Here is an 18,423-nt window from a genome sequence, read left to right on the forward strand (position 1 = left end):
AGAAGGATCATGAGTAACAAAACCCAACAACTTTTAGAGATCGATCGTCAGAGAGTATTTCATGCCTCAACCCACCTGAAGCAGTATGCGGCCGGGGAGCTTCCGGGAAGAATTATCTCGAGCGGAAGCGGAATACGCATCACCGATTCAGAAGGCATCGAGCTGATAGACGGCTTTGCCGGGTTGTATTGTGTAAACATTGGCTATGGCAGGACCGAAATGGCCGATGCGATTTATGAGCAAGCCAAAGAACTGGCGTACTACCACACGTACGTCGGTCATACGAACGAAGCGCTCGTGACACTGTCAGATCGCATCATCAAAATGGCGCCTGAAGGCATGAGCAAAGTTTACTACGGCATGTCAGGCAGCGACGCGAACGAAACTCAACTTAAGTTGGTGTGGTATTACAACAATGCTCGTGGTCTACCAGAGAAGAAAAAAATCATTTCGCGTGACCGCGGCTACCATGGTTCAAGTATCGCGTCCGGTTCACTGACAGGTTTACCGTTGTTCCACGCCCATTTTGATTTACCACTTGAGCGTATCAAACACACCATCGCGCCATATTATTATCGCCGTGAAGACGAGAGTATGTCTGAGCTTGAATTCTCTCAATATTGCGCAGATCAACTCGAAGCGATGATCTTGGAAGAAGGCCCAGAAACGGTAGCAGCAATGATTGCGGAACCAGTGCTCGGTACTGGCGGTATTGTGCCACCACCAGCAGGGTACTGGCAGGCGATTCGCAAAGTACTCGACAAATACGATGTGCTCTTGATTGCGGATGAAGTGGTGTGTGGCTTTGGTCGCCTCGGCTCCGATTTTGGCTCACTCCACTACGACATGAAACCAGATCTCATCACGGTAGCGAAAGGGTTAACCTCAGCGTATCAACCGCTGTCTGGCGTGATCGTCGGTGAACGAGTTTGGAGTGTGCTAGAAAACGGCACCGACCAATGGGGCGCTATCGGACACGGTTATACCTACTCTGGTCACCCAATGGGGGCGGCAGCCGCGAACTGCAACCTCGATATCATTGAACGTGAAGGCCTGGTGCAAAACGCAGCCGAAGTCGGCGCTTACTTGCAGCAACGCATGGCGGAGACGTTTAACGATCATCCATTGGTCGGTGATACTCGTGGCGTTGGCTTGTTGCATGCGTTGGAGTTTTCTTCAGACAAGCTCCGCCGTGCACACTTTGATCCAAACTTGAAAGTAGGCCCGCAAATCGCGGCGGCCTGTTTAGAGCAAGGCTTAATCGCTCGCGCCATGCCACATGGTGACATCCTCGGATTTGCTCCACCGCTTATCGCGAACCGTAACGATATAGACACCATTGTCGACAAAGCGCATCAAGCGGTAAACAAAGTGATGGATAACCTCGTCACATCTAAACAGTGGCAGCCATAACCCACCTAGATTTCAGTAATGCTCGCGGGCTTTGGAGAAGGCCCGCTTTGCACTTTCCATTAAAGAGACAACAAGCCAACCAAACATTTTAGACCCATAGAAAGCACTATTATTTACTACAAGTGGCAATAGTGGGTAAAATGCCCAAAATTGCGCACTAACTGGATGAAACATGGCAAAACTTACCCTTCAAGAACAAATGCTGAAAGCTGGCTTAGTTAATGAAAAGAAACTAAAGAAAGCGAAGAAAGGCTCAAAAAAATCACGCGTTCAAGCACGCGAAGTAAAAGCGGCGGTTGAAGAGAATAAACGCCAACAGTTAGAGCGTGATAAACAATTGAGCGAGCAACAAAATGCTGAGCGATTAAATAAAGAGATCAAAGCGCAGATCAATCAATTGATTGAGATGAACAAGATCGACTTAAAAGATGGCGACATCAAATACAACTTCACTCACGGTACGCTAGTGAAATCACTTTATGTAGATTCACTTATCCGCGAGCAGTTGATCAAAGGTATTTTGGCAATCGCAATTGTTGGTGAAAGCTATGTTGTCATTCCACGTGGAGTAGCGAATAAAATTGCTCAACGTGATGAGTCCGTCATCATCGAACAGAAAGAAGCAGAATCTGACATTCCAGCAGAAGACGATCCATACGCAGATTTCGTCGTGCCTGACGATTTGATGTGGTAACAATAAATAATCGATGCATCAACGAAAAGAGCCGCTGATGTAACATCAGCGGCTCTTTTTATAGAAAAATAATCTACAGAGATGATGTGTTGTTATTGCTTACTTAGTAGCAAATTCGCACCTGATGCTGCTAAAAACAACGAACATCCGCGATTGAAACGTTTCGCCATTTTTGGATTTGAAAACCAGTGTCTCAAGTACAAACCAAAGATGGCATAGATTGAAATGGCGACCATTTCTAATATCAAAAACGTGGAGCCAAGGGCAAAAAACTGCTCTTGAACGTTGGCATTGGCATCAACAAATTGCGGCAAGAATGCAGTAAAAATAAGTATCGCTTTCGGGTTGCCAGCAGCAAGCGTAAATTCTTGCTTCGCAAGTCCTGCGTAATTGCGCGAATTGTCCAAGTCAGAGATCGGGCTGGACTCTGAACGCCAAAGGTTGAACGCAATCCACAGTAGATACAGCGCCCCTACCAGCTTTATTGCCAAAAATAGCATTTCTGACGTATACAAAATCACAGCCAGACCTGATGCAGACAACGCAATCATCGCTGAAAAAGCAGCAATTCTGCCTAAACTGGCCGTAAACGCGGCCCTAAAGCCGTAACAACGAGCATTATTCATTGCCAATAAATTGTTTGGGCCTGGAGCCATATTTAGAGCAAAGCAAGCAGGGATAAAAAGGAGAAGCTGCCAAATATCCATAATAAAATGGTCTTAGTGAGTGATTTTGATCGGTACCCTAACATCTGTTAATAAAGTGAGTAAACCACAAACCGATCTTAAAGCAACTCAGCATCAAATCGTGCCGTGCGAGCTTGAACTAACGTGCAGTTCGTTTCAGCCATCAGCTCCGCTAAGGTGATGTTTGGGTTTTGTCTCACCAAACGTATCAACTTCACGTCCAAAGGTTCCAATTTGTCTTGGTGAGCAAGTAGAGCTTGTTCGATCTTGTTGATCGCAAATCGCATCGTCTCTGCTTCTTCGTTTTTGAGATGCTCTAAAAACGCTTTTACATCCAAAGCCTCGCCTGAGATTTGCCAATGACGAGATCGTCTAATTCGCTTAAGATCGCACTGTTTTTCTGCTGCGAGTGTTTTCGCTCGCTTGGCATGGTCGCCCCCAATACGGTGAATCAAGGATGGGAGCGAAATCGTAATCTTCGTCTCTTTCATGGCCTTTTCTTTCATCGCCTTAGCCCTCAACCACCGACACATTCTCGCCAACCCAAGCCAACAACTGTTTTGCCGCTTTGGATAACACCTGATTTTGACGCACGATGTAGCCGAAATCAGTGTTTGGAAAACTTGGCAAAGGCGTAACTTCTCGAGAAAGCTTTAATCTCGGATCGAGCGAAAAATCCGGCACAATAGCAGTCCCAAACCCCGCTTCCGCCCAGTCGATTTGTGCTTCCACACTGCCCACTTCCATCACGCGATGCTTAGGCAGATTTAGTTCAGGTAAAGACGCATCAATCAGCTCTCGGGTTCGAGTATCGTGCCCTAGCAGGATCAGCGTCTGGCTCTCTTTTCGATTGTCTTGCCACTCAAAAATGTTATCGCCAAACGCACACCAGTGAATTTGCGTGAGAGGCGTAAAATGCAGCGGTTGACTCTCTTTTTGTGCGATAACAAAGCCGATATCGGCACGCGCACTTTTCACCAAATCCACCGCTTGAGAAGATGTGGTATTGAACAATGCCAAGTCGATCCCCGGATATTCACTTTTGAATTGCTGAAATGGTTTGATAAGCAGTAAACGTGAAACAATATCGCTCGCCGCAATAGAAAGCGTCCCCTGCGTAAGATCGTTGATGGCATTGAGATCCGACTGACAAATTTGCAGCTCATTAAGCATCCGCTGCGCCGTAGCTAACAAACGCTTCCCCGCTTGCGTCAACTGCACAGGATTTCGCTCAATCAATTTCGTGCGCGTGGCTTGCTCCAGCTGCTTGATATGCAAACTTACGTTCGGCTGTGTCATGTGGAGTTCCGTCGCTGTTTTACCAAAGTGTTTTACCTCTGCAAGAGTTACGAAGGTTCGCAGCCAGTTCAAATCTAACATTGCCAATTCCGATATGAGATTCTTATCAAGTTAATGAGTATAATTAATTTCTCTTATTATGGCGAACACCTTAAGATTTTTGCATCTGTTTTTGGAGATTAAATTATGTCGTCTATCGTTGTTGTGGGTGCAAACTGGGGTGATGAAGGCAAAGGCCGCATCGTTGACTTTTTGGCAGAGCAAGCTTCTGCGAGCATTCGTTTCCAAGGTGGTAACAACGCGGGTCACACCGTGGTTAACGATCTAGGTACGTTTAAGCTGCACCAGCTACCAAGTGGCGTATTCAACCCAGACTGTTTGGCAGTGTTAGGTCCGGGTATGGTTATCAGCCCTGCGTTGCTGTCTCAGGAGATTGCGGAAGTTGAAGAAGCAGGCGTAAAAGTGAATATGTGCATCTCTGATCGCGCAACACTGTGTCTACCGCTACACGCACTAGAAGATACGCTAGAAGAACAACGTTTAGGCGACAAAGCATACGGTTCAACTCGTCAAGGTATTGCACCTGCTTACGGTGACCGCGTAATGAAGAAAGGCATCCTAGTTGGTTGGTTGAAGCAACCAGAAGTATTGGTTGAACGCCTTCAATTCATGATGGATTGGAAACTGCCGCAACTGCGTGCACTTTACCCGACGTTCGAGTTTGAACAAACCGCTGAAGAACTGGCGAACTGGCTGCTAGAAGTCTCTGCACCTTGGCGCGATTCAATTTGCAACGTAACGCTTCCTCTAAAAGAACTACAAGCGAAAGACAAAACTCTATTGTTCGAAGCGCAGCTTGGCGCGGGTCGTGACCTTGTTTACGGTGAGTACCCTTGGACAACATCTTCTAACGTTGTATCAATGTACGCGGGTATCGGTAGTGGCCTTCCGGCACTTCGTCCTGAACGCGTTATTGCGGTTGCAAAAGCCTTCAGCTCATCAGTGGGTACTGGTACGTTGATCACTGCAATGGAAGAGCAAGACGCTTTCCGCGAACTTGCTGGCGAGTTCGGTGCAACTACGGGTCGTCCACGCGACATGGGCTACTTCGACGCAGTCGCTACGAAGAATGGCGTTGAACTGCAAGCCGCAACTGAAATTGCACTAACGAAAGTAGACTGTTTGACTGGCCTTAACGATCTGAAAATCTGTGTTGGCTACGAAGGCGACCACAGCGAAAACCCAATCTGGCCTCAAACTGCCTCTCTTGCGCCAATCTACGAGAAGATGGAAAGCTGGAGCGAGGACATCACAGGTTGTCGTAAGTTTGAAGAGCTTCCAGTAGCAGCACAGAAATACGTTCTACGCATTGAGGAACTCATGGGCGTACCAGTAAAAATGGTGTCTGTGGGTCCTGGTCGTGAACAAATGATTATGCGATAAGATGTGAATTAACACATCATTGGCAAGCGGCTTTTATCTGTTCCGGGGTAAAGCCGCTTTTTTTTACACTGTAAACTTTGGAAAATTGCACGGCTAAATTCATGTTTAATAACCTCATCACGAGACTCCTACCTCCTTTATTTATAAATCAATAAATTATAGGACTTAACACGTTGTGCACGTTACTAGCACATCTCACTTGTTAAAGAAGCACGTCAATTAGGTTAACTGGTTGATTTGATATTCTTTAAGTGATTAGTTGATCACGATCTTCATCTGCAATTTGTTGAACTAGTACTCAAAAAATCTAACCCGCTGTTTTTAGGATAGATGAGTTCCCCAACATCCAACCTAACAGCAGGTGATTCCCATGACGAAAAATCTTTTCCGCCTCAGTACGATAACTCTCGGTTTATGCATCAGTTCGTTCTCTTTTGCGCAATCCGATCTTCCGAACATTAAAATCCTTGCCACTGGTGGCACCATAGCAGGCGCAGGTCAATCTGCAACAGAATCAAACTACACAGCAGGTAAAGTCGGCGTTGAATCATTGATTTCTGCGGTGCCGAGTATGACCAAGATTGCCGATATTTCTGGAGAGCAAGTGGTCAGTATCGGTTCACAAGATATGAATGATGAAGTGTGGCTAAAATTATCGAAAAGAGTTAATGAGCTACTCGCTCAAGATGATGTTGACGGCATCGTCATTACTCATGGTACGGATACGTTAGAGGAAACCGCTTACTTCCTTGATCTGACCGTCAAGAGCACAAAGCCTGTCGTGATCGTTGGTGCAATGCGTCCTTCCACCGCAATGAGTGCTGATGGACCAGTCAACTTATACAATGCAGTCGTAACAGCCACCGATGAAGATTCAGAAGGACGTGGCGTGCTAGTCGCAATGAATGACACGATTTTCGATGCGCGAGATGTGACAAAAACCAATACAACCTCCGTCAGCACTTTCCAGTCACCCAACTTTGGTGCTATCGGCTACATTCATAATAGCGATGCCAAATATCAACGAAGCCCAGAGCGTAAACATACGACAGAAACCCCATTCGATGTATCAAAGCTTACTAAGTTGCCTAAGGTCGGTATTGTTTATAACTATGCAAATGCCTCCAATTTGCCAGTGAAAGCCTTTGTGGATGCGAAGTTTGACGGCATCGTAAGTGCTGGTGTCGGTAATGGTAACTTGTACCACACTGTGTTTGATGAGCTAGAGAAAGCGAGTAAAGATGGCGTTGTTGTTGTAAGAAGCTCCCGAACGCCTAGCGGCTCAACCACTTTGGATGCTGAAATTGATGACAACAAATACGGCTTTGTTGCCGCTGGTACATTGAACCCACAAAAAGCACGTATCTTACTGATGCTGTCACTAACTCAGACCAAAAACTATCAAGACATCCAAAAGATGTTCCAATACTATTAATTCTGTCTAAGGTTCATTCGATAGAAGAGGTATACATCTTACCTCCTCTTACACATAGCGACATGAGCGTCTCTTGTTAGCCAAACAAGCGACGCTTCATTCCTGCTTTTTCCAGAATACGCGTAGTAATTTCCTCAACAGACAGAGAGGACGTATTGATATATGGGATCGCCTCTCTTCTAAACAACGCCTCAACAGTGTCTAGCTCCAGCTTGCACTGCTCTGTGCTAGCGTAATCACTTCCAGACAAACGATTTTCACGGATTTCAGTCAAGCGCTCGGGATCAATAGTCAGCCCGAACAACTTATGACGATGGATCTCAAATTCAGGCAACAAACGCATCATCTTCACATCTTCCGCAATGAACGGATAGTTCACAACACGTAAACCAAATTGCATCGCCATGTACAAGCTAGTCGGCGTTTTTCCACTGCGCGACACGCCAAGTAAGATAATATCAGCTTGCTCCAACCCTTTTAGCGTGATGCCATCATCATGCGCCAATGTGTATTCAATAGCCGCAATACGGTCAAAATAGGTGTCGGAATCTTTCCCCACACTGCGAGAACGCTGCAACTTAGGCTTTGGTGCCATCTGAATGTCGTCTTGCACTTTCTGCACAATACTCTCCAAAACATCGTAACTGTATGCCGGCGCTTCAAGCAGCATTTCACGTACTTCTGGAACGACAATTGAGAAAAAGACCAGAGGTTTGACGCCATTGCGCTGGTAGGAAGTTTCAATTTCTTTGACTACGTCAGTAGCTTTGTCCTGGCTTTCTACAAACGGAAAGGTTTTTTCGTTAGGAATGAACGGAAATTGACCGAGAACAACATGCCCTAATGTCTCACATGTTATCGCCGTACCGTCAGAAACATAGAATACATCACGACTTTGGTTATTTATTTGCATTTCTGTTTAATTTTTCAAAATCTTTTGAGTAGGATGGTACACATAATATTAATAAATCAGTTTGGCTTTCAGTTAGGTTCACCACAGCTTTAAAAATTCTTTTGAATTTTTTTCAGCCAGAACGTAATCGTTTGCCTTTGATATCAATCTAAATGAAGCAATGTATGGTCAACGTGTAATAACAGCCAACATGCGATTGTTTAGATCGATTTAAGTCCCCCTACTAAGCTGCAATGTTTCTGGAGAAAGACATGCAAAAGAACACCCTCTGGTTCAATGGCCTATCCATGGATGATGTCGACAAAGTCGGCGGTAAGAATGCTTCACTTGGCGAAATGGTTTCTAACCTAGCAAACGCAGGCGTTTCTGTACCAAATGGTTTTGCGACAACCTCATACGCGTTTAACCAATTCCTTGACCACGAAGGTTTGGATGAGCGTATTCACCAATTACTCGATGAACTAGACGTTGAAGATGTAGAAGCTCTGCGTAAGACAGGTGCAAACATTCGTCAATGGGTATTAGAGGCCCCTTTCCCTGCGGACCTTGAACAAGAAATTCGTGAAAATTACCAAGAACTGATCGAAGGCAATCCTGAGCTTTCAGTCGCAGTTCGTTCATCTGCTACGGCAGAAGACCTACCTGATGCTTCTTTTGCTGGTCAGCAAGAAACGTTTTTGAACGTGAAAGGCATCGACGCAGTACTAGAAGCAACTAAGCACGTTTACGCTTCTCTATTTAACGACCGTGCGATTTCTTACCGCGTTCACCAAGGGTTCGACCACCGTGGCATCTCGCTATCTGCGGGTATCCAACGTATGGTGCGTTCAGATAAAGCCTCGTCGGGTGTTATGTTTACACTAGACACTGAATCGGGTTTCGACCAAGTTGTCTTCATCACCTCTTCATGGGGTCTAGGCGAGATGGTCGTTCAAGGTGCAGTAAACCCTGACGAGTTCTACGTTCACAAGCCAATGCTTGAAGCAGGCGAACACCCAATCGTTAAGAAAACATTTGGTTCTAAGTTGATCAAAATGATCTACTCAGATAACCAAGAAATCGGCAAACAAGTTGATATCGTTGATACTCCTGATGAAGAGCGCAACACGTTCTCATTGAACGACGACGAGATCAAAGAGCTCGCAAAGCAAGCAATGATCATCGAAAAGCACTATCAGCGTCCAATGGACATTGAATGGGCAAAAGATGGCATTGATGGCAAACTGTACATTGTTCAAGCGCGTCCTGAAACCGTATGTTCACAAACGGAACAAAACGTGATTGAGCGCTACGAGCTACAAAACAAAGCGGATGTTTTAGTTGAAGGTCGTGCAATCGGTCAGCGCATCGGTAAAGGCGTGGTTCGCTTGGTTGACTCTCTGGACCAAATGTCTTTAGTCCAAGAAGGTGACGTGCTAGTTACAGACATGACTGACCCAGATTGGGAACCAGTGATGAAAAAAGCATCTGCAATCGTAACCAACCGTGGTGGCCGTACTTGCCACGCAGCCATCATCGCTCGTGAGCTTGGTATTCCTGCAATCGTTGGCTGTGGCGATGCGACAAGCAAGTTAACCGATGGTGCAACCGTGACCGTATCTTGTTCTGAAGGTGAAACGGGCTACGTTTACCAAGGTGAACTTGAATTTGATGTAAAACGCTCTTCTGTTGATGAACTGCCACTGCTACCAACAAAAGTGATGATGAACGTGGGTAACCCTGATCGTGCGTTTGACTTCGCACAAATTCCAAATGAAGGTGTTGGTCTTGCTCGTCTTGAATTCATCATCAATAAGATGATTGGTATCCACCCGAAAGCATTACTTAACTTTGATGCACAAAGCGATGAGCTAAAAGCAGAAATCACTCAGCGTATTCGTGGTTACAAAGATCCTATCGATTTCTACGTAAGCAAACTGACAGAAGGTATCGCAACCATTGCTGCGGCATTTTGGCCGAAACGCGTTATTGTTCGTATGTCTGACTTTAAGTCTAACGAATACAGCAACTTGGTTGGCGGTAAAGCCTACGAACCGCATGAAGAAAACCCAATGCTGGGCTTCCGTGGCGCGTCTCGTTACATTTCTCCAGTGTTTGAAGACTGCTTCGAGCTAGAAACTCAAGCAATCAAACGCGTTCGTAACGAAATGGGTCTGAAAAACGTTGAAATCATGATCCCATTTGTGCGTACACCAAGCGAAGCAGCATCAGTGATTGATTTGCTAGCGAAGTTTGATCTGCGCCGTGGCGATCAGGGTCTTAAAGTCATCATGATGTGCGAACTGCCATCCAACGCGGTCCTTGCCGATGAGTTCTTGAAGTACTTTGATGGCTTCTCGATTGGCTCAAACGACATGACTCAGCTAACGCTTGGTCTTGACCGTGACTCTGGCGATGTCGCACATCTATTTGATGAGCGCAACCCAGCGGTTAAGGTGATGCTTCAGATGGCGATTGATGCGGCAACAAAAGCAGGCAAATACGTTGGTATTTGTGGTCAAGGCCCATCAGACCACGACGACCTAGCGGAATGGCTAATGGATCAAGGTATTAGCTCTGTATCACTAAACCCAGATACGGTTATCGATACTTGGTTAAAACTCGGTAAAGTTAGCAGCAAGTAACACACGATAAACTCTAGCCCTCACACTCCCCTTGTGAGGGCTTTGTTATTCACACGTCATTTCACAATCAGTTCGTGATTCCTCTCTCAAGTTCGTCATTTAGTCAATTTCATTATCAAAGTCTGATGACCTAAAATGAATGGTATATCGATAACTCCAGAGAGAATTTGATGAAAAAGCCTATCGCACTCCTTACTACATTGATGCTCCTGGCATCCCCTGCTTATGCCGATTGGGATGAAATTTCCAATAAAATGTCTGAGCTTGGCGACGCAGTTTCTGATACTGCACAAGATGCTTGGGACGACACCAAAGCGTTTTCAAAACAAGCGTGGCAAGATTTCACGAATTGGTCCGAGGAAGCGATCAATACCGCAGGCGAATGGACAGAAGCCAGCATCGAGAAGAGCAAAGAATGGATAGATGCTGCCGACAAAAAAATTGATGAGCTGATGGAAGGCGATACGCCAGAAGAAGCTCGCCAAGCCGTGGACTTAATGGCAGATAGCGCTTTGCTCAAGTTATTTAATGAAAAGCCGGAGGCAAAAGCTATTTACGACAACGCGTACGGCTACGCGGTCTTTGATTCTCGTAAATTATCTTTGCTGTTTCACACCAACTCAGGGTCAGGAGTCGCAGTGAATAAGGAAACAGAAGAACGCACTTATATGAATATGTTTGGTTTGGGCGTTGCACTTGGGGCTGGCGGCAAATTTTACCAACAAGTGGTTCTGTTTGAGAGCAAAGAAGACTTTGATACGTTCGTCAACGAAGGATGGGAGGCCACAAGTGAAGCCTCTGCTGTTGCGGGCGAAGATTCAGAGCAACTTTCAAAACAATTTAACAGCGGCGTCGCCGTCTATCAGTTGAACGCTAAAGGTTTGCTCATCGATGCTAACGTGTCTGGTTCTAAATATTGGGTTAACGAAGAGCTCACTAACTCGCAGTAATGCATAGCAACTAATCGCTTAAATAAAACCGTTGTTATGCACCCTTATCAATAAGTTAACGGGGATATGATTCCTCAAAACTGAGCACTTACGCAACTTTCTCTATGGAAGTCACCAGAAGATGGCGACTTCCCTTTCTCGTTGGATTGCTTTTGGTTATGCTTGCGCAAAACCACCTGCAATTCGGTATCCCATGCCTGACAATAACTTTAATAATCTGCTAGCAGAAGCAATTTCTGCTCTTAACACGCCTAACTTTACTCCTAAACTTATGCGTGTCATTCGCACTCTTTTTCATTTTGATTGCGCAGTTATTTTAGGTTACCGAGAAGGTAAACATCCTATTTATCTCTACGACTCAATTGAGAACGAGCGAGAGTTACTTTTTCAACGCTACCTTACTGACTCATTTCAAAATGACCCTTTTTTTCTCAAACTAAACGAGACAAAGCAACAAGGCGTATTTACGCTCAAAGACGTGGCGCGTAAAGGCGTTGACTTCACCTCATACTGCGAGCAGTTCTATCATCAAACAGGGTGGAAAGACGAGCTTAGCATGCTAGTCGAAGTTGAATCTGGCCGTTGGGTCATGCTGTACTTCGGATATATGACTGATGGAAAATACTTTTCTCAGCAACAAATCAATAAGCTAAAGCCCTATTTCCCGATAATTCAGTCGCTTTGTCAGCAGCATTGGAAACAAACGGAATTTACCTTTTCTGAGCCTGTTTTTGCACAGAGTGCTTATTCTGGCAGTATGCGATTAGCCATTGAGCAAGCTTTAGCAACGTTTGGCGTAGAATCACTCACCCGTCGCGAACAAGAGGTGGCTTCGCTTCTCGCTCAAGGGTTTGACACCAAAGAAATTGCCGCGCGGTTACACTTAGTTCAAGGCACGGTCAAAAATCATCGAAAGCGAATTTACTCGCAATTAAATGTGTCTTCATTGAGTGAGTTATTCCAGCTTTTCCTCAATCACCTCATTCTCCATTCAAGATAAAAAACTGTCCCTTAAGGGATATATCGAGAAAAGGTGTCGCGTTTTAGTCTGAATGTAACAACCACTAAAGCAGACAAAAAGAATGACGACACCATTACTGCAAGATTTACAAGATCGCGGCTTGATTGCACAAGCCAGCGATTTGGAAGAAATTCAGACACTTCTCTCACAGCCACAAACCGTTTACTGCGGCTTCGATCCTACAGCTGGCAGCTTACATATCGGCCACCTCGTGCCTTTGATTATGCTTAAGCGCTTTCAAGATGCCGGACACCAAGCTGTTGCCTTGATTGGCGGTGCAACGGGCATGATTGGCGACCCAAGCTTTAAAGCGACTGAGCGCAGTCTGAACTCAGAGGAAATCGTCTCAGGCTGGGTTAACGATCTTTCTAATCAAATTCAGCAGTTGATGAATCACCAACTGGCCAAGCCGATGATCATGGTAAACAACGCTGACTGGATGAAAGCGATCAATGTGATCGACTTCTTCCGCGATGTGGGTAAGCACTTCTCAATCAATACTATGGTCAACCGAGAATCGGTAAAACAACGCCTGCAACGACCTGACCAAGGTATCTCCTTCACCGAATTTAGCTACGCCCTACTGCAATCGTACGATTTTGCCGAGCTAAACCGTCGATACGGTTGCCGTTTGCAAATCGGTGGCAATGACCAATGGGGAAACATCGTCAGCGGGATCGATTTAACTCGCCGTCAAAATGGTGAGCAAGTATTTGGCTTAACTCTGCCGCTGATCACCAAATCCGATGGTACCAAATTTGGCAAAACCGAAGGCGGCGCAGTGTGGCTAGATCCTAGCAAGACCTCTCCTTACGCGTTCTACCAGTTCTGGCTTGGCGCAGAAGACGCCGACGTTTACCACTTCTTGCGTTACTACACATTCTTGAGCTGCGAAGAAATTGCCAGCATTGAAGCGCAAGACCAAGCAAGCCAAGGTAAGCCACAAGCACAACGTATTCTCGCTGAAGAAATGACGCGATTTGTTCATGGCGAAGAAGGCCTAGCCAGTGCCGAGCGTATCACTCAAGCTTTATTCAGCGGTAATGTGCAACAACTGAGTTTGGGTGAATTAAAACAGTTGGAGTTGGATGGTTTACCAAGCATTGAGAGCACACAACAAGATTTGGTTGAGCTGTTGATTGAGTCGGGCTTAGCAAGTTCGAAGCGTGTTGCACGCGAACACATCAGCAACAACGCCATCAGTGTAAACGGTGAAAAAGTGGCGGCTGATAACCCGAGTTTAAGCTTCCCACTGTTTGATCAATATTGGTTACTGCAACGCGGTAAAAAGCACTTCTGCCTCGTAAAGCGTGCCGCGTAGCAACACTCGCAGTACAAAGCCTATAAAAAATTCCCCTCACCACTTTCGTGATGAGGGGAATCCAAATTTGAACGATTTTAAGCCTAACAATAGGCAAAGACGTTGCTTATTGCGTTCTTAAACGTTGCCAGTACTTTTCGTAAATCGCTAACGTTTCTGCGCCAACATCATTAATAAACTCGCCTTTTTTCATGTCTTCTGATGAAGGGAAAATAGTACGGTTATTTTTCAACTCTTCTGGCAATTTGTCACGCCCAGCGTTCGTTGCCGAGGCATAACCCAAACTGGTCACGATTTCCGCTTGGTTCTCTGATTGGTACATGAAGTTAATAAATTTATGCGCCAATGCTTTGTTTTTACTGCCAGACGGAATAGTGAAGTTGTCCATCCACAATACCGCGCCCTCTTCCGGCATCACGAACTTCAGCTCAGGCATTTCAACCTGTCCTTGGAATGCGTTGCCGTTCCATTGCATGCCGACCGATGTTTCACCGGACACGTAAGGGACTTGCGGCGCATCTGAGTTGTACAGTAATACGTTGTTTTTCAGCGCTACTAGAGAATCAAAAGCCTGCTCGATTTCAGCTTCGTCTTTTGTATTCACGCTATGGCCATTTTTCTTCAGCGCCATACCGAACACATCGCGAACGTCATCAATCAGCATGACTTGTTGTTCGTATTGAGACTCCCATAAGTCTGCCCATTTGGTCACTGGTTGCTCAACCATGGATTCGTTGTAGCTGATCCCGGTAATGCCCCAAATATAAGGCAGCGAGTAATCATTTTTAGGATCGTGCGCTTGGCCAAGTAAACCGTCCATTGTGTCTTGCATGTTTGGCACTTGAGCGTGATCTATTTTCGAAAGCAGCCCTTCTCGCCCCATTTTTTCAATGAAGTACGCAGAAGCAAAAACCACATCGTAGCCAGAACCTTTTAGCAATTTTAGCTTGGTGTACATTGATTCATTATTCTCAAAAGTCGAATAATTAATCGTAATACCTTCTTGTTTTTCAAACGCTTTTAACGATGCTTCCGGCAAATAGCCACCCCATGCATAAACGTTCAACGTTTTGCTATCTGCATGAGCAAACATGCTGAGCACAAGAGCACTCAGCCCCAATCCTTTGATGATTAATTTCATGGTATGCAATCCAACCAGTCCAGCGACGCGCTGGGATTCGGGTGCATAATTAGGTAATTGTTACCCAATTGAAAGAAAATTTAATTAATCTTTAACAGCAAAAATATTTATCGAATTTATAAAATTAACGCATGTTTTTAATAGCGACTGTGCATACCAAAATGATGAGACATTCCATCTTCCATTCGGCCACCTTTCCAGCCACCAGAACCGAGTAAATTAAGCACATCTTGAGCGGTATAATCGACACCAGCGAAGAAGTCATGCGCCACGTCTGAGCGTATTGCTTGCAACTCTGGTTGGTTTTCCAAATCAAGATCTTGCGGATCCGCATATAATGCCAACGCAATTTTTTGTTGGCACGCGCTTAACTCGCTGGTGCTCGTCTTTACCTGACCAACCGAAAAGTAGTCACGACTGCCGTATCCCACCACCAATCTGGTACTCATTAGTTTAATCACTTTCTTAATGCGGCGACGTTGTATAAATCTCAACATGTTTTGTTATTCCTGTATTAAGTTGGCTATGTCGTATTCTTTTGTTCGAATTAAAACACTCTGTTTTATCCGCGAAATTTCTCTAGCGCTTTTCGCGATGATCGGTTGTATAATACGATTCTGAAATATTTTGTTACGTTACCTCGGTAACCCCTGAGACTGCAACATGAACAACAGCAGATGGGTCGGCTTTATAGGCGGCACGATTGTCTTACTTAGTACCTTTATCCTATTCGGATCTTCCGTCCACGCTGCTTGGTACCGAATCCCTGCGGAAGCCATTCATGGTATCGCCTTCACTTTGGCTTTTGGTTTAGGGTTAAACAGCCTGCTGGCGTACGCGACGGCAGTGATTACTCTTGCTGCACTATTCTACATTGGCTTTGTCGTTAGCTATCGGGTCCATCAGAAACTTAAATAAACTTCTGTCTCAACCTGAGCTTAATAACGGATACTTAATAACTAAAAAGGGAGCAACTGCTCCCTTTTTAGTTATCAGCATATAGATGTTCTATACCCGCTTTAATCATTAAGGTGGTATACCCTCAACGACTGCTGCATACCTGAAACATCATCACCTAAATACTCAACCGTCATTGGAACGTTGGTCAGTAGAGTAAAACTGGAGTCACTGAACCTTCCATCAACATCACTTTCCAAATGAACAAAAAACGCAGGCTTATCCGCAATCAATGTAATTTGCCTCCCTTCAATAGAGACACCAATATTGGCTTTCGCTATCGGCAAGGTTTTTAGCTCGTGAGTACTAAACCATGTGTTGCTTATTTTGTCTTGACCGATTTGCGCTTCAACATAGAAGAAGCCTGACGTAAGTTCGTCCTTCTCGATCGATTCATCCAATTGCCACAAAATCGTATTGCTGTCTGCTATGACTGTTTGTTCTAAGCTCCAACATTGCTTTTCTTCCCCTTGCCAATCTACCCACTTAAGCAGTGCGTTGACGCTTGCGGACTCTTTGGCATCATTGAGCAAATGTAGGCTCAACTTGCCTGTATGCTCGGAAAATACCAAATACTGTGGCGCAAAAAATCGCTTCGCATGGTAGTGCAACTGCTTCCATCGACCACTGTATTCCAAACTAGACCAAGAACTGACAGGCCAATTGTCGTTGAGTTGCCAGTACAGCATGCCGCGACAAACTGGAGAAATGGCACGCCAATGATCGCATGCAGTTTTGATCGCGATTGCCTGCTGAACTTGACTTAAATACAGCATGCTCTCGAATCCAGAGGGAAAACGAAAATAGCGCGTGAACATCTCTGTGATAATACTATTACCTCGAGGGTTCTTCTGATGTTGTTCGAAAGTTGGGGATGTAATATTCCAGTCTTGCTCAGGGACAAACCGCTTAACTTCAGCAAAAGATGGCCAAGATTGAAAACCAAACTCAGAGCAAAAACGAGGATTCACGTCAAGGTAGGCATTGAATGATTTTCCTGAATGCCAAACGTCCCAAAAGTGCATATCGCCTTTACTATCATCATGCCACGCATCACCGAAATCCAATTCACCATTACACGGGGAACTTGGCCAGAAACGGCGAGTGCTATCTTGCTCGGTAATCTCCTTCTCAATCATGCGATTGAGGCGATCGTAGTTAACCGTGTATTTGACTTTACTGCGCTTAGATTCGTCATACCAACCAATAGCTCCAATCACTTCATTATCACCACACCAAAGTGCGATTGATGGGTGCTTCTTAAGCCTCGGGATTTGGAATCTAAGTTCTTCTTCTACGTCTTTTAAAAACTCGTCGTTTGATGGGTACAACGAGCAGGCGAACATCATGTCTTGCCACACCAACAAGCCAAGTTCATCACAAAGGTTATAAAAGGTTTCACTCTCGTACTGACCACCGCCCCATACGCGAATCATGTTCATGTTGGCGTCAACCGCACTTTGCAAAAGGTTGCGATAACGTGTTTCGTACTCTCGCCCCGGCATTGCGTCAATAGGGATCCAGTTGGCACCTTTAGCATTAATCGGTACGCCATTGACGATAAATTCCATTGCAGAGCCGTGCTCATCAGCTTGGTTATTTAGGGTTAACTGACGCAAACCAATGTTGTGCGTTAACTTTTGCTCTCTGCAAGAAATGGTAATGGGATAGAGATACGCTTCGCCATAACCCGATGGCCACCAGCGTTGAGGCTCCAAAATGTGGAACTGGCAATGATAGTGACCACTTCCTTTTGTTTGAATACGTTGACGCTCACCATTAAATTCAATCATCATTTCATGGCGTTGACTGTCCGTTTCCACTTCAACTACTACATCAAGAAACACACTCCCATCGGCTTGCCATTGCTGCTCTGTCGAGAAACCTTTGAGCCAAAGCTCATTCACAATGTCGATTTGAATGGGGTCGTAAATACCCGACACCATCAAACAAATGCCCCAGTCCCATCCGGAATGGCATTGTGTTTTGCGGATCAAGTTCATGTGTGGAATTTGGTTGTTGCCCATTGCCGATGGAATAGGAAATGGCAATTTTTTTGCTCTTGCGATACCTTCTAAATCCACCCGAGCAAACTCAACCCGAATCGTGTTAGTACCTTGCTTTAAATGCGGTTTAATATCCACACGTTGCTGGGTAAACATGTTGCTGCAAGTTAGTGCTAACTCACCATTAACATAGAAGGTTGCCAAGGTATCTACACGAGTTAGCGTCATCCAAATTTGCTTGGCAGACAACGTAAACGCGTCGACGTCAAACTCACGTGAGATATGCCACTCACACTCTTCAATCCATCGAACTTTGTTTTCATTATCGGCAAAATAAGGATCTGGAATCTGCTCTGCTTGTAAAAGCGCCGACACATTATCGCCCGGAATAAACATTGGAATTTCAAGATTGGGGCGCTGTGGCGAGGTAAGCATCCACTGCCCATTTAGTTCGAAGTGAGCCATCGAGTTAAACCTTAGCTTGGGAAAAACATGTTTTCTCAATGTAATCCTGATAAAC

At 45.2% G+C, this 18,423-nt stretch carries 16 protein-coding genes; 9 read left to right on the top strand and 7 right to left on the bottom strand.

Annotated elements, in window-relative coordinates:
• Nucleotides 1-9 precede the first annotated feature (9 nt).
• Together R8N47_RS09370 and R8N47_RS09375 are read left to right on the top strand one after the other, a co-directional pair.
• Entirely contained in the window at nt 10-1,413 is a 1,404-nt protein-coding gene (locus tag R8N47_RS09370; RefSeq protein WP_017819816.1) for an aspartate aminotransferase family protein, read from the top strand.
• 172 nt (nt 1,414-1,585) lie between these two features.
• Nucleotides 1,586-2,107, top strand: a complete 522-nt coding sequence (locus R8N47_RS09375) for a DUF2058 domain-containing protein (protein ID WP_053307193.1) — start codon at nt 1,586-1,588, stop codon at nt 2,105-2,107.
• 92 nt (nt 2,108-2,199) lie between these two features.
• Here R8N47_RS09375 and R8N47_RS09380 read toward each other — a convergent pair whose 3' ends face one another.
• The 3 genes from R8N47_RS09380 to R8N47_RS09390 form a co-directional block, all read right to left on the bottom strand.
• Nucleotides 2,200-2,814, bottom strand: a complete 615-nt coding sequence (locus R8N47_RS09380; RefSeq protein WP_017633575.1) for a LysE family translocator — start codon at nt 2,812-2,814, stop codon at nt 2,200-2,202.
• Nucleotides 2,815-2,891: 77 nt separating this feature from the next.
• Nucleotides 2,892-3,284, bottom strand: a complete 393-nt coding sequence (locus R8N47_RS09385) for a ribosome recycling factor family protein (protein WP_017819813.1) — start codon at nt 3,282-3,284, stop codon at nt 2,892-2,894.
• Between the two features lie 19 nt (nt 3,285-3,303).
• Complete coding sequence (locus tag R8N47_RS09390; RefSeq protein ID WP_005373812.1) at nt 3,304-4,173, bottom strand: LysR family transcriptional regulator; 870 nt, start codon at nt 4,171-4,173, stop codon at nt 3,304-3,306.
• Nucleotides 4,174-4,278: 105 nt separating this feature from the next.
• Here R8N47_RS09390 and R8N47_RS09395 point away from each other — a divergent pair, with 105 nt between their 5' ends.
• Nucleotides 4,279-5,535, top strand: coding sequence for an adenylosuccinate synthase (locus R8N47_RS09395; RefSeq protein ID WP_005373814.1), 1,257 nt, complete (start codon nt 4,279-4,281; stop codon nt 5,533-5,535).
• Nucleotides 5,536-5,905: 370 nt separating this feature from the next.
• Nucleotides 5,906-6,970 carry an L-asparaginase 2 gene (ansB, locus tag R8N47_RS09400; protein WP_064354536.1) on the top strand — a complete coding sequence of 355 codons (1,065 nt, stop codon included), beginning with the start codon at nt 5,906-5,908 and terminating at the stop codon, nt 6,968-6,970.
• A 76-nt stretch (nt 6,971-7,046) separates the two neighbouring features.
• On the opposite strand, the gene R8N47_RS09405 is transcribed toward ansB, so the two are convergent.
• On the bottom strand, nt 7,047-7,883 hold the full coding sequence (locus tag R8N47_RS09405) for a pyruvate, water dikinase regulatory protein (protein WP_005373820.1): 837 nt from the start codon (nt 7,881-7,883) through the stop codon (nt 7,047-7,049).
• Between the two features lie 251 nt (nt 7,884-8,134).
• On the opposite strand from R8N47_RS09405, the gene ppsA reads away from it, so the two are divergent.
• The 4 genes from ppsA to tyrS all read left to right on the top strand — a co-directional run bounded on the left by ppsA (nt 8,135) and on the right by tyrS (nt 13,799).
• On the top strand, nt 8,135-10,507 hold the full coding sequence (ppsA, locus tag R8N47_RS09410; RefSeq protein ID WP_047102763.1) for a phosphoenolpyruvate synthase: 2,373 nt from the start codon (nt 8,135-8,137) through the stop codon (nt 10,505-10,507).
• 170 nt (nt 10,508-10,677) lie between these two features.
• Complete coding sequence (locus tag R8N47_RS09415) at nt 10,678-11,457, top strand: hypothetical protein (RefSeq protein ID WP_005373824.1); 780 nt, start codon at nt 10,678-10,680, stop codon at nt 11,455-11,457.
• A 193-nt stretch (nt 11,458-11,650) separates the two neighbouring features.
• Nucleotides 11,651-12,457 (top strand): response regulator transcription factor, encoded by an 807-nt coding sequence (locus R8N47_RS09420; protein WP_021707696.1) that lies wholly within the window; start codon nt 11,651-11,653, stop codon nt 12,455-12,457.
• 82 nt (nt 12,458-12,539) lie between these two features.
• Complete coding sequence (gene tyrS, locus R8N47_RS09425; protein ID WP_025767979.1) at nt 12,540-13,799, top strand: tyrosine--tRNA ligase; 1,260 nt, start codon at nt 12,540-12,542, stop codon at nt 13,797-13,799.
• Between the two features lie 106 nt (nt 13,800-13,905).
• Here tyrS and R8N47_RS09430 read toward each other — a convergent pair whose 3' ends face one another.
• Together R8N47_RS09430 and R8N47_RS09435 are read right to left on the bottom strand one after the other, a co-directional pair.
• Complete coding sequence (locus tag R8N47_RS09430; RefSeq protein ID WP_042523267.1) at nt 13,906-14,940, bottom strand: ABC transporter substrate-binding protein; 1,035 nt, start codon at nt 14,938-14,940, stop codon at nt 13,906-13,908.
• A 137-nt stretch (nt 14,941-15,077) separates the two neighbouring features.
• The gene (locus R8N47_RS09435; RefSeq protein ID WP_054865478.1) at nt 15,078-15,437 is read right to left on the bottom strand and encodes a DUF6559 family protein; all 360 of its coding nucleotides are present in this window, start codon (nt 15,435-15,437) and stop codon (nt 15,078-15,080) included.
• A 166-nt stretch (nt 15,438-15,603) separates the two neighbouring features.
• Between R8N47_RS09435 and R8N47_RS09440 the strand changes: the two genes are divergently transcribed.
• Entirely contained in the window at nt 15,604-15,858 is a 255-nt protein-coding gene (locus R8N47_RS09440) for a hypothetical protein (RefSeq protein WP_005387084.1), read from the top strand.
• 101 nt (nt 15,859-15,959) lie between these two features.
• Here R8N47_RS09440 and R8N47_RS09445 read toward each other — a convergent pair whose 3' ends face one another.
• Entirely contained in the window at nt 15,960-18,368 is a 2,409-nt protein-coding gene (locus tag R8N47_RS09445; protein WP_064354535.1) for a beta-mannosidase, read from the bottom strand.
• Nucleotides 18,369-18,423 lie beyond the last annotated feature (55 nt).

The sequence above is a fragment of the Vibrio sp. 2132-1 genome (assembly GCF_033344315.1).

What these genes read in the sequence shown, in the direction of transcription:
- R8N47_RS09370 (WP_017819816.1), top strand. Translation starts at nt 10, where the DNA reads ATGAGTAACAAAACCCAACAACTTTTAGAGATCGATCGTCAGAGAGTA.
- R8N47_RS09375 (WP_053307193.1), top strand. Translation starts at nt 1,586, where the DNA reads ATGGCAAAACTTACCCTTCAAGAACAAATGCTGAAAGCTGGCTTAGTT.
- R8N47_RS09380 (WP_017633575.1), bottom strand. Translation starts at nt 2,814, where the DNA reads ATGGATATTTGGCAGCTTCTCCTTTTTATCCCTGCTTGCTTTGCTCTA.
- R8N47_RS09385 (WP_017819813.1), bottom strand. Translation starts at nt 3,284, where the DNA reads ATGAAAGAGACGAAGATTACGATTTCGCTCCCATCCTTGATTCACCGT.
- R8N47_RS09390 (WP_005373812.1), bottom strand. Translation starts at nt 4,173, where the DNA reads ATGTTAGATTTGAACTGGCTGCGAACCTTCGTAACTCTTGCAGAGGTA.
- R8N47_RS09395 (WP_005373814.1), top strand. Translation starts at nt 4,279, where the DNA reads ATGTCGTCTATCGTTGTTGTGGGTGCAAACTGGGGTGATGAAGGCAAA.
- ansB (WP_064354536.1), top strand. Translation starts at nt 5,906, where the DNA reads ATGACGAAAAATCTTTTCCGCCTCAGTACGATAACTCTCGGTTTATGC.
- R8N47_RS09405 (WP_005373820.1), bottom strand. Translation starts at nt 7,883, where the DNA reads ATGCAAATAAATAACCAAAGTCGTGATGTATTCTATGTTTCTGACGGT.
- ppsA (WP_047102763.1), top strand. Translation starts at nt 8,135, where the DNA reads ATGCAAAAGAACACCCTCTGGTTCAATGGCCTATCCATGGATGATGTC.
- R8N47_RS09415 (WP_005373824.1), top strand. Translation starts at nt 10,678, where the DNA reads ATGAAAAAGCCTATCGCACTCCTTACTACATTGATGCTCCTGGCATCC.
- R8N47_RS09420 (WP_021707696.1), top strand. Translation starts at nt 11,651, where the DNA reads ATGCCTGACAATAACTTTAATAATCTGCTAGCAGAAGCAATTTCTGCT.
- tyrS (WP_025767979.1), top strand. Translation starts at nt 12,540, where the DNA reads ATGACGACACCATTACTGCAAGATTTACAAGATCGCGGCTTGATTGCA.
- R8N47_RS09430 (WP_042523267.1), bottom strand. Translation starts at nt 14,940, where the DNA reads ATGAAATTAATCATCAAAGGATTGGGGCTGAGTGCTCTTGTGCTCAGC.
- R8N47_RS09435 (WP_054865478.1), bottom strand. Translation starts at nt 15,437, where the DNA reads ATGTTGAGATTTATACAACGTCGCCGCATTAAGAAAGTGATTAAACTA.
- R8N47_RS09440 (WP_005387084.1), top strand. Translation starts at nt 15,604, where the DNA reads ATGAACAACAGCAGATGGGTCGGCTTTATAGGCGGCACGATTGTCTTA.
- R8N47_RS09445 (WP_064354535.1), bottom strand. Translation starts at nt 18,368, where the DNA reads ATGGCTCACTTCGAACTAAATGGGCAGTGGATGCTTACCTCGCCACAG.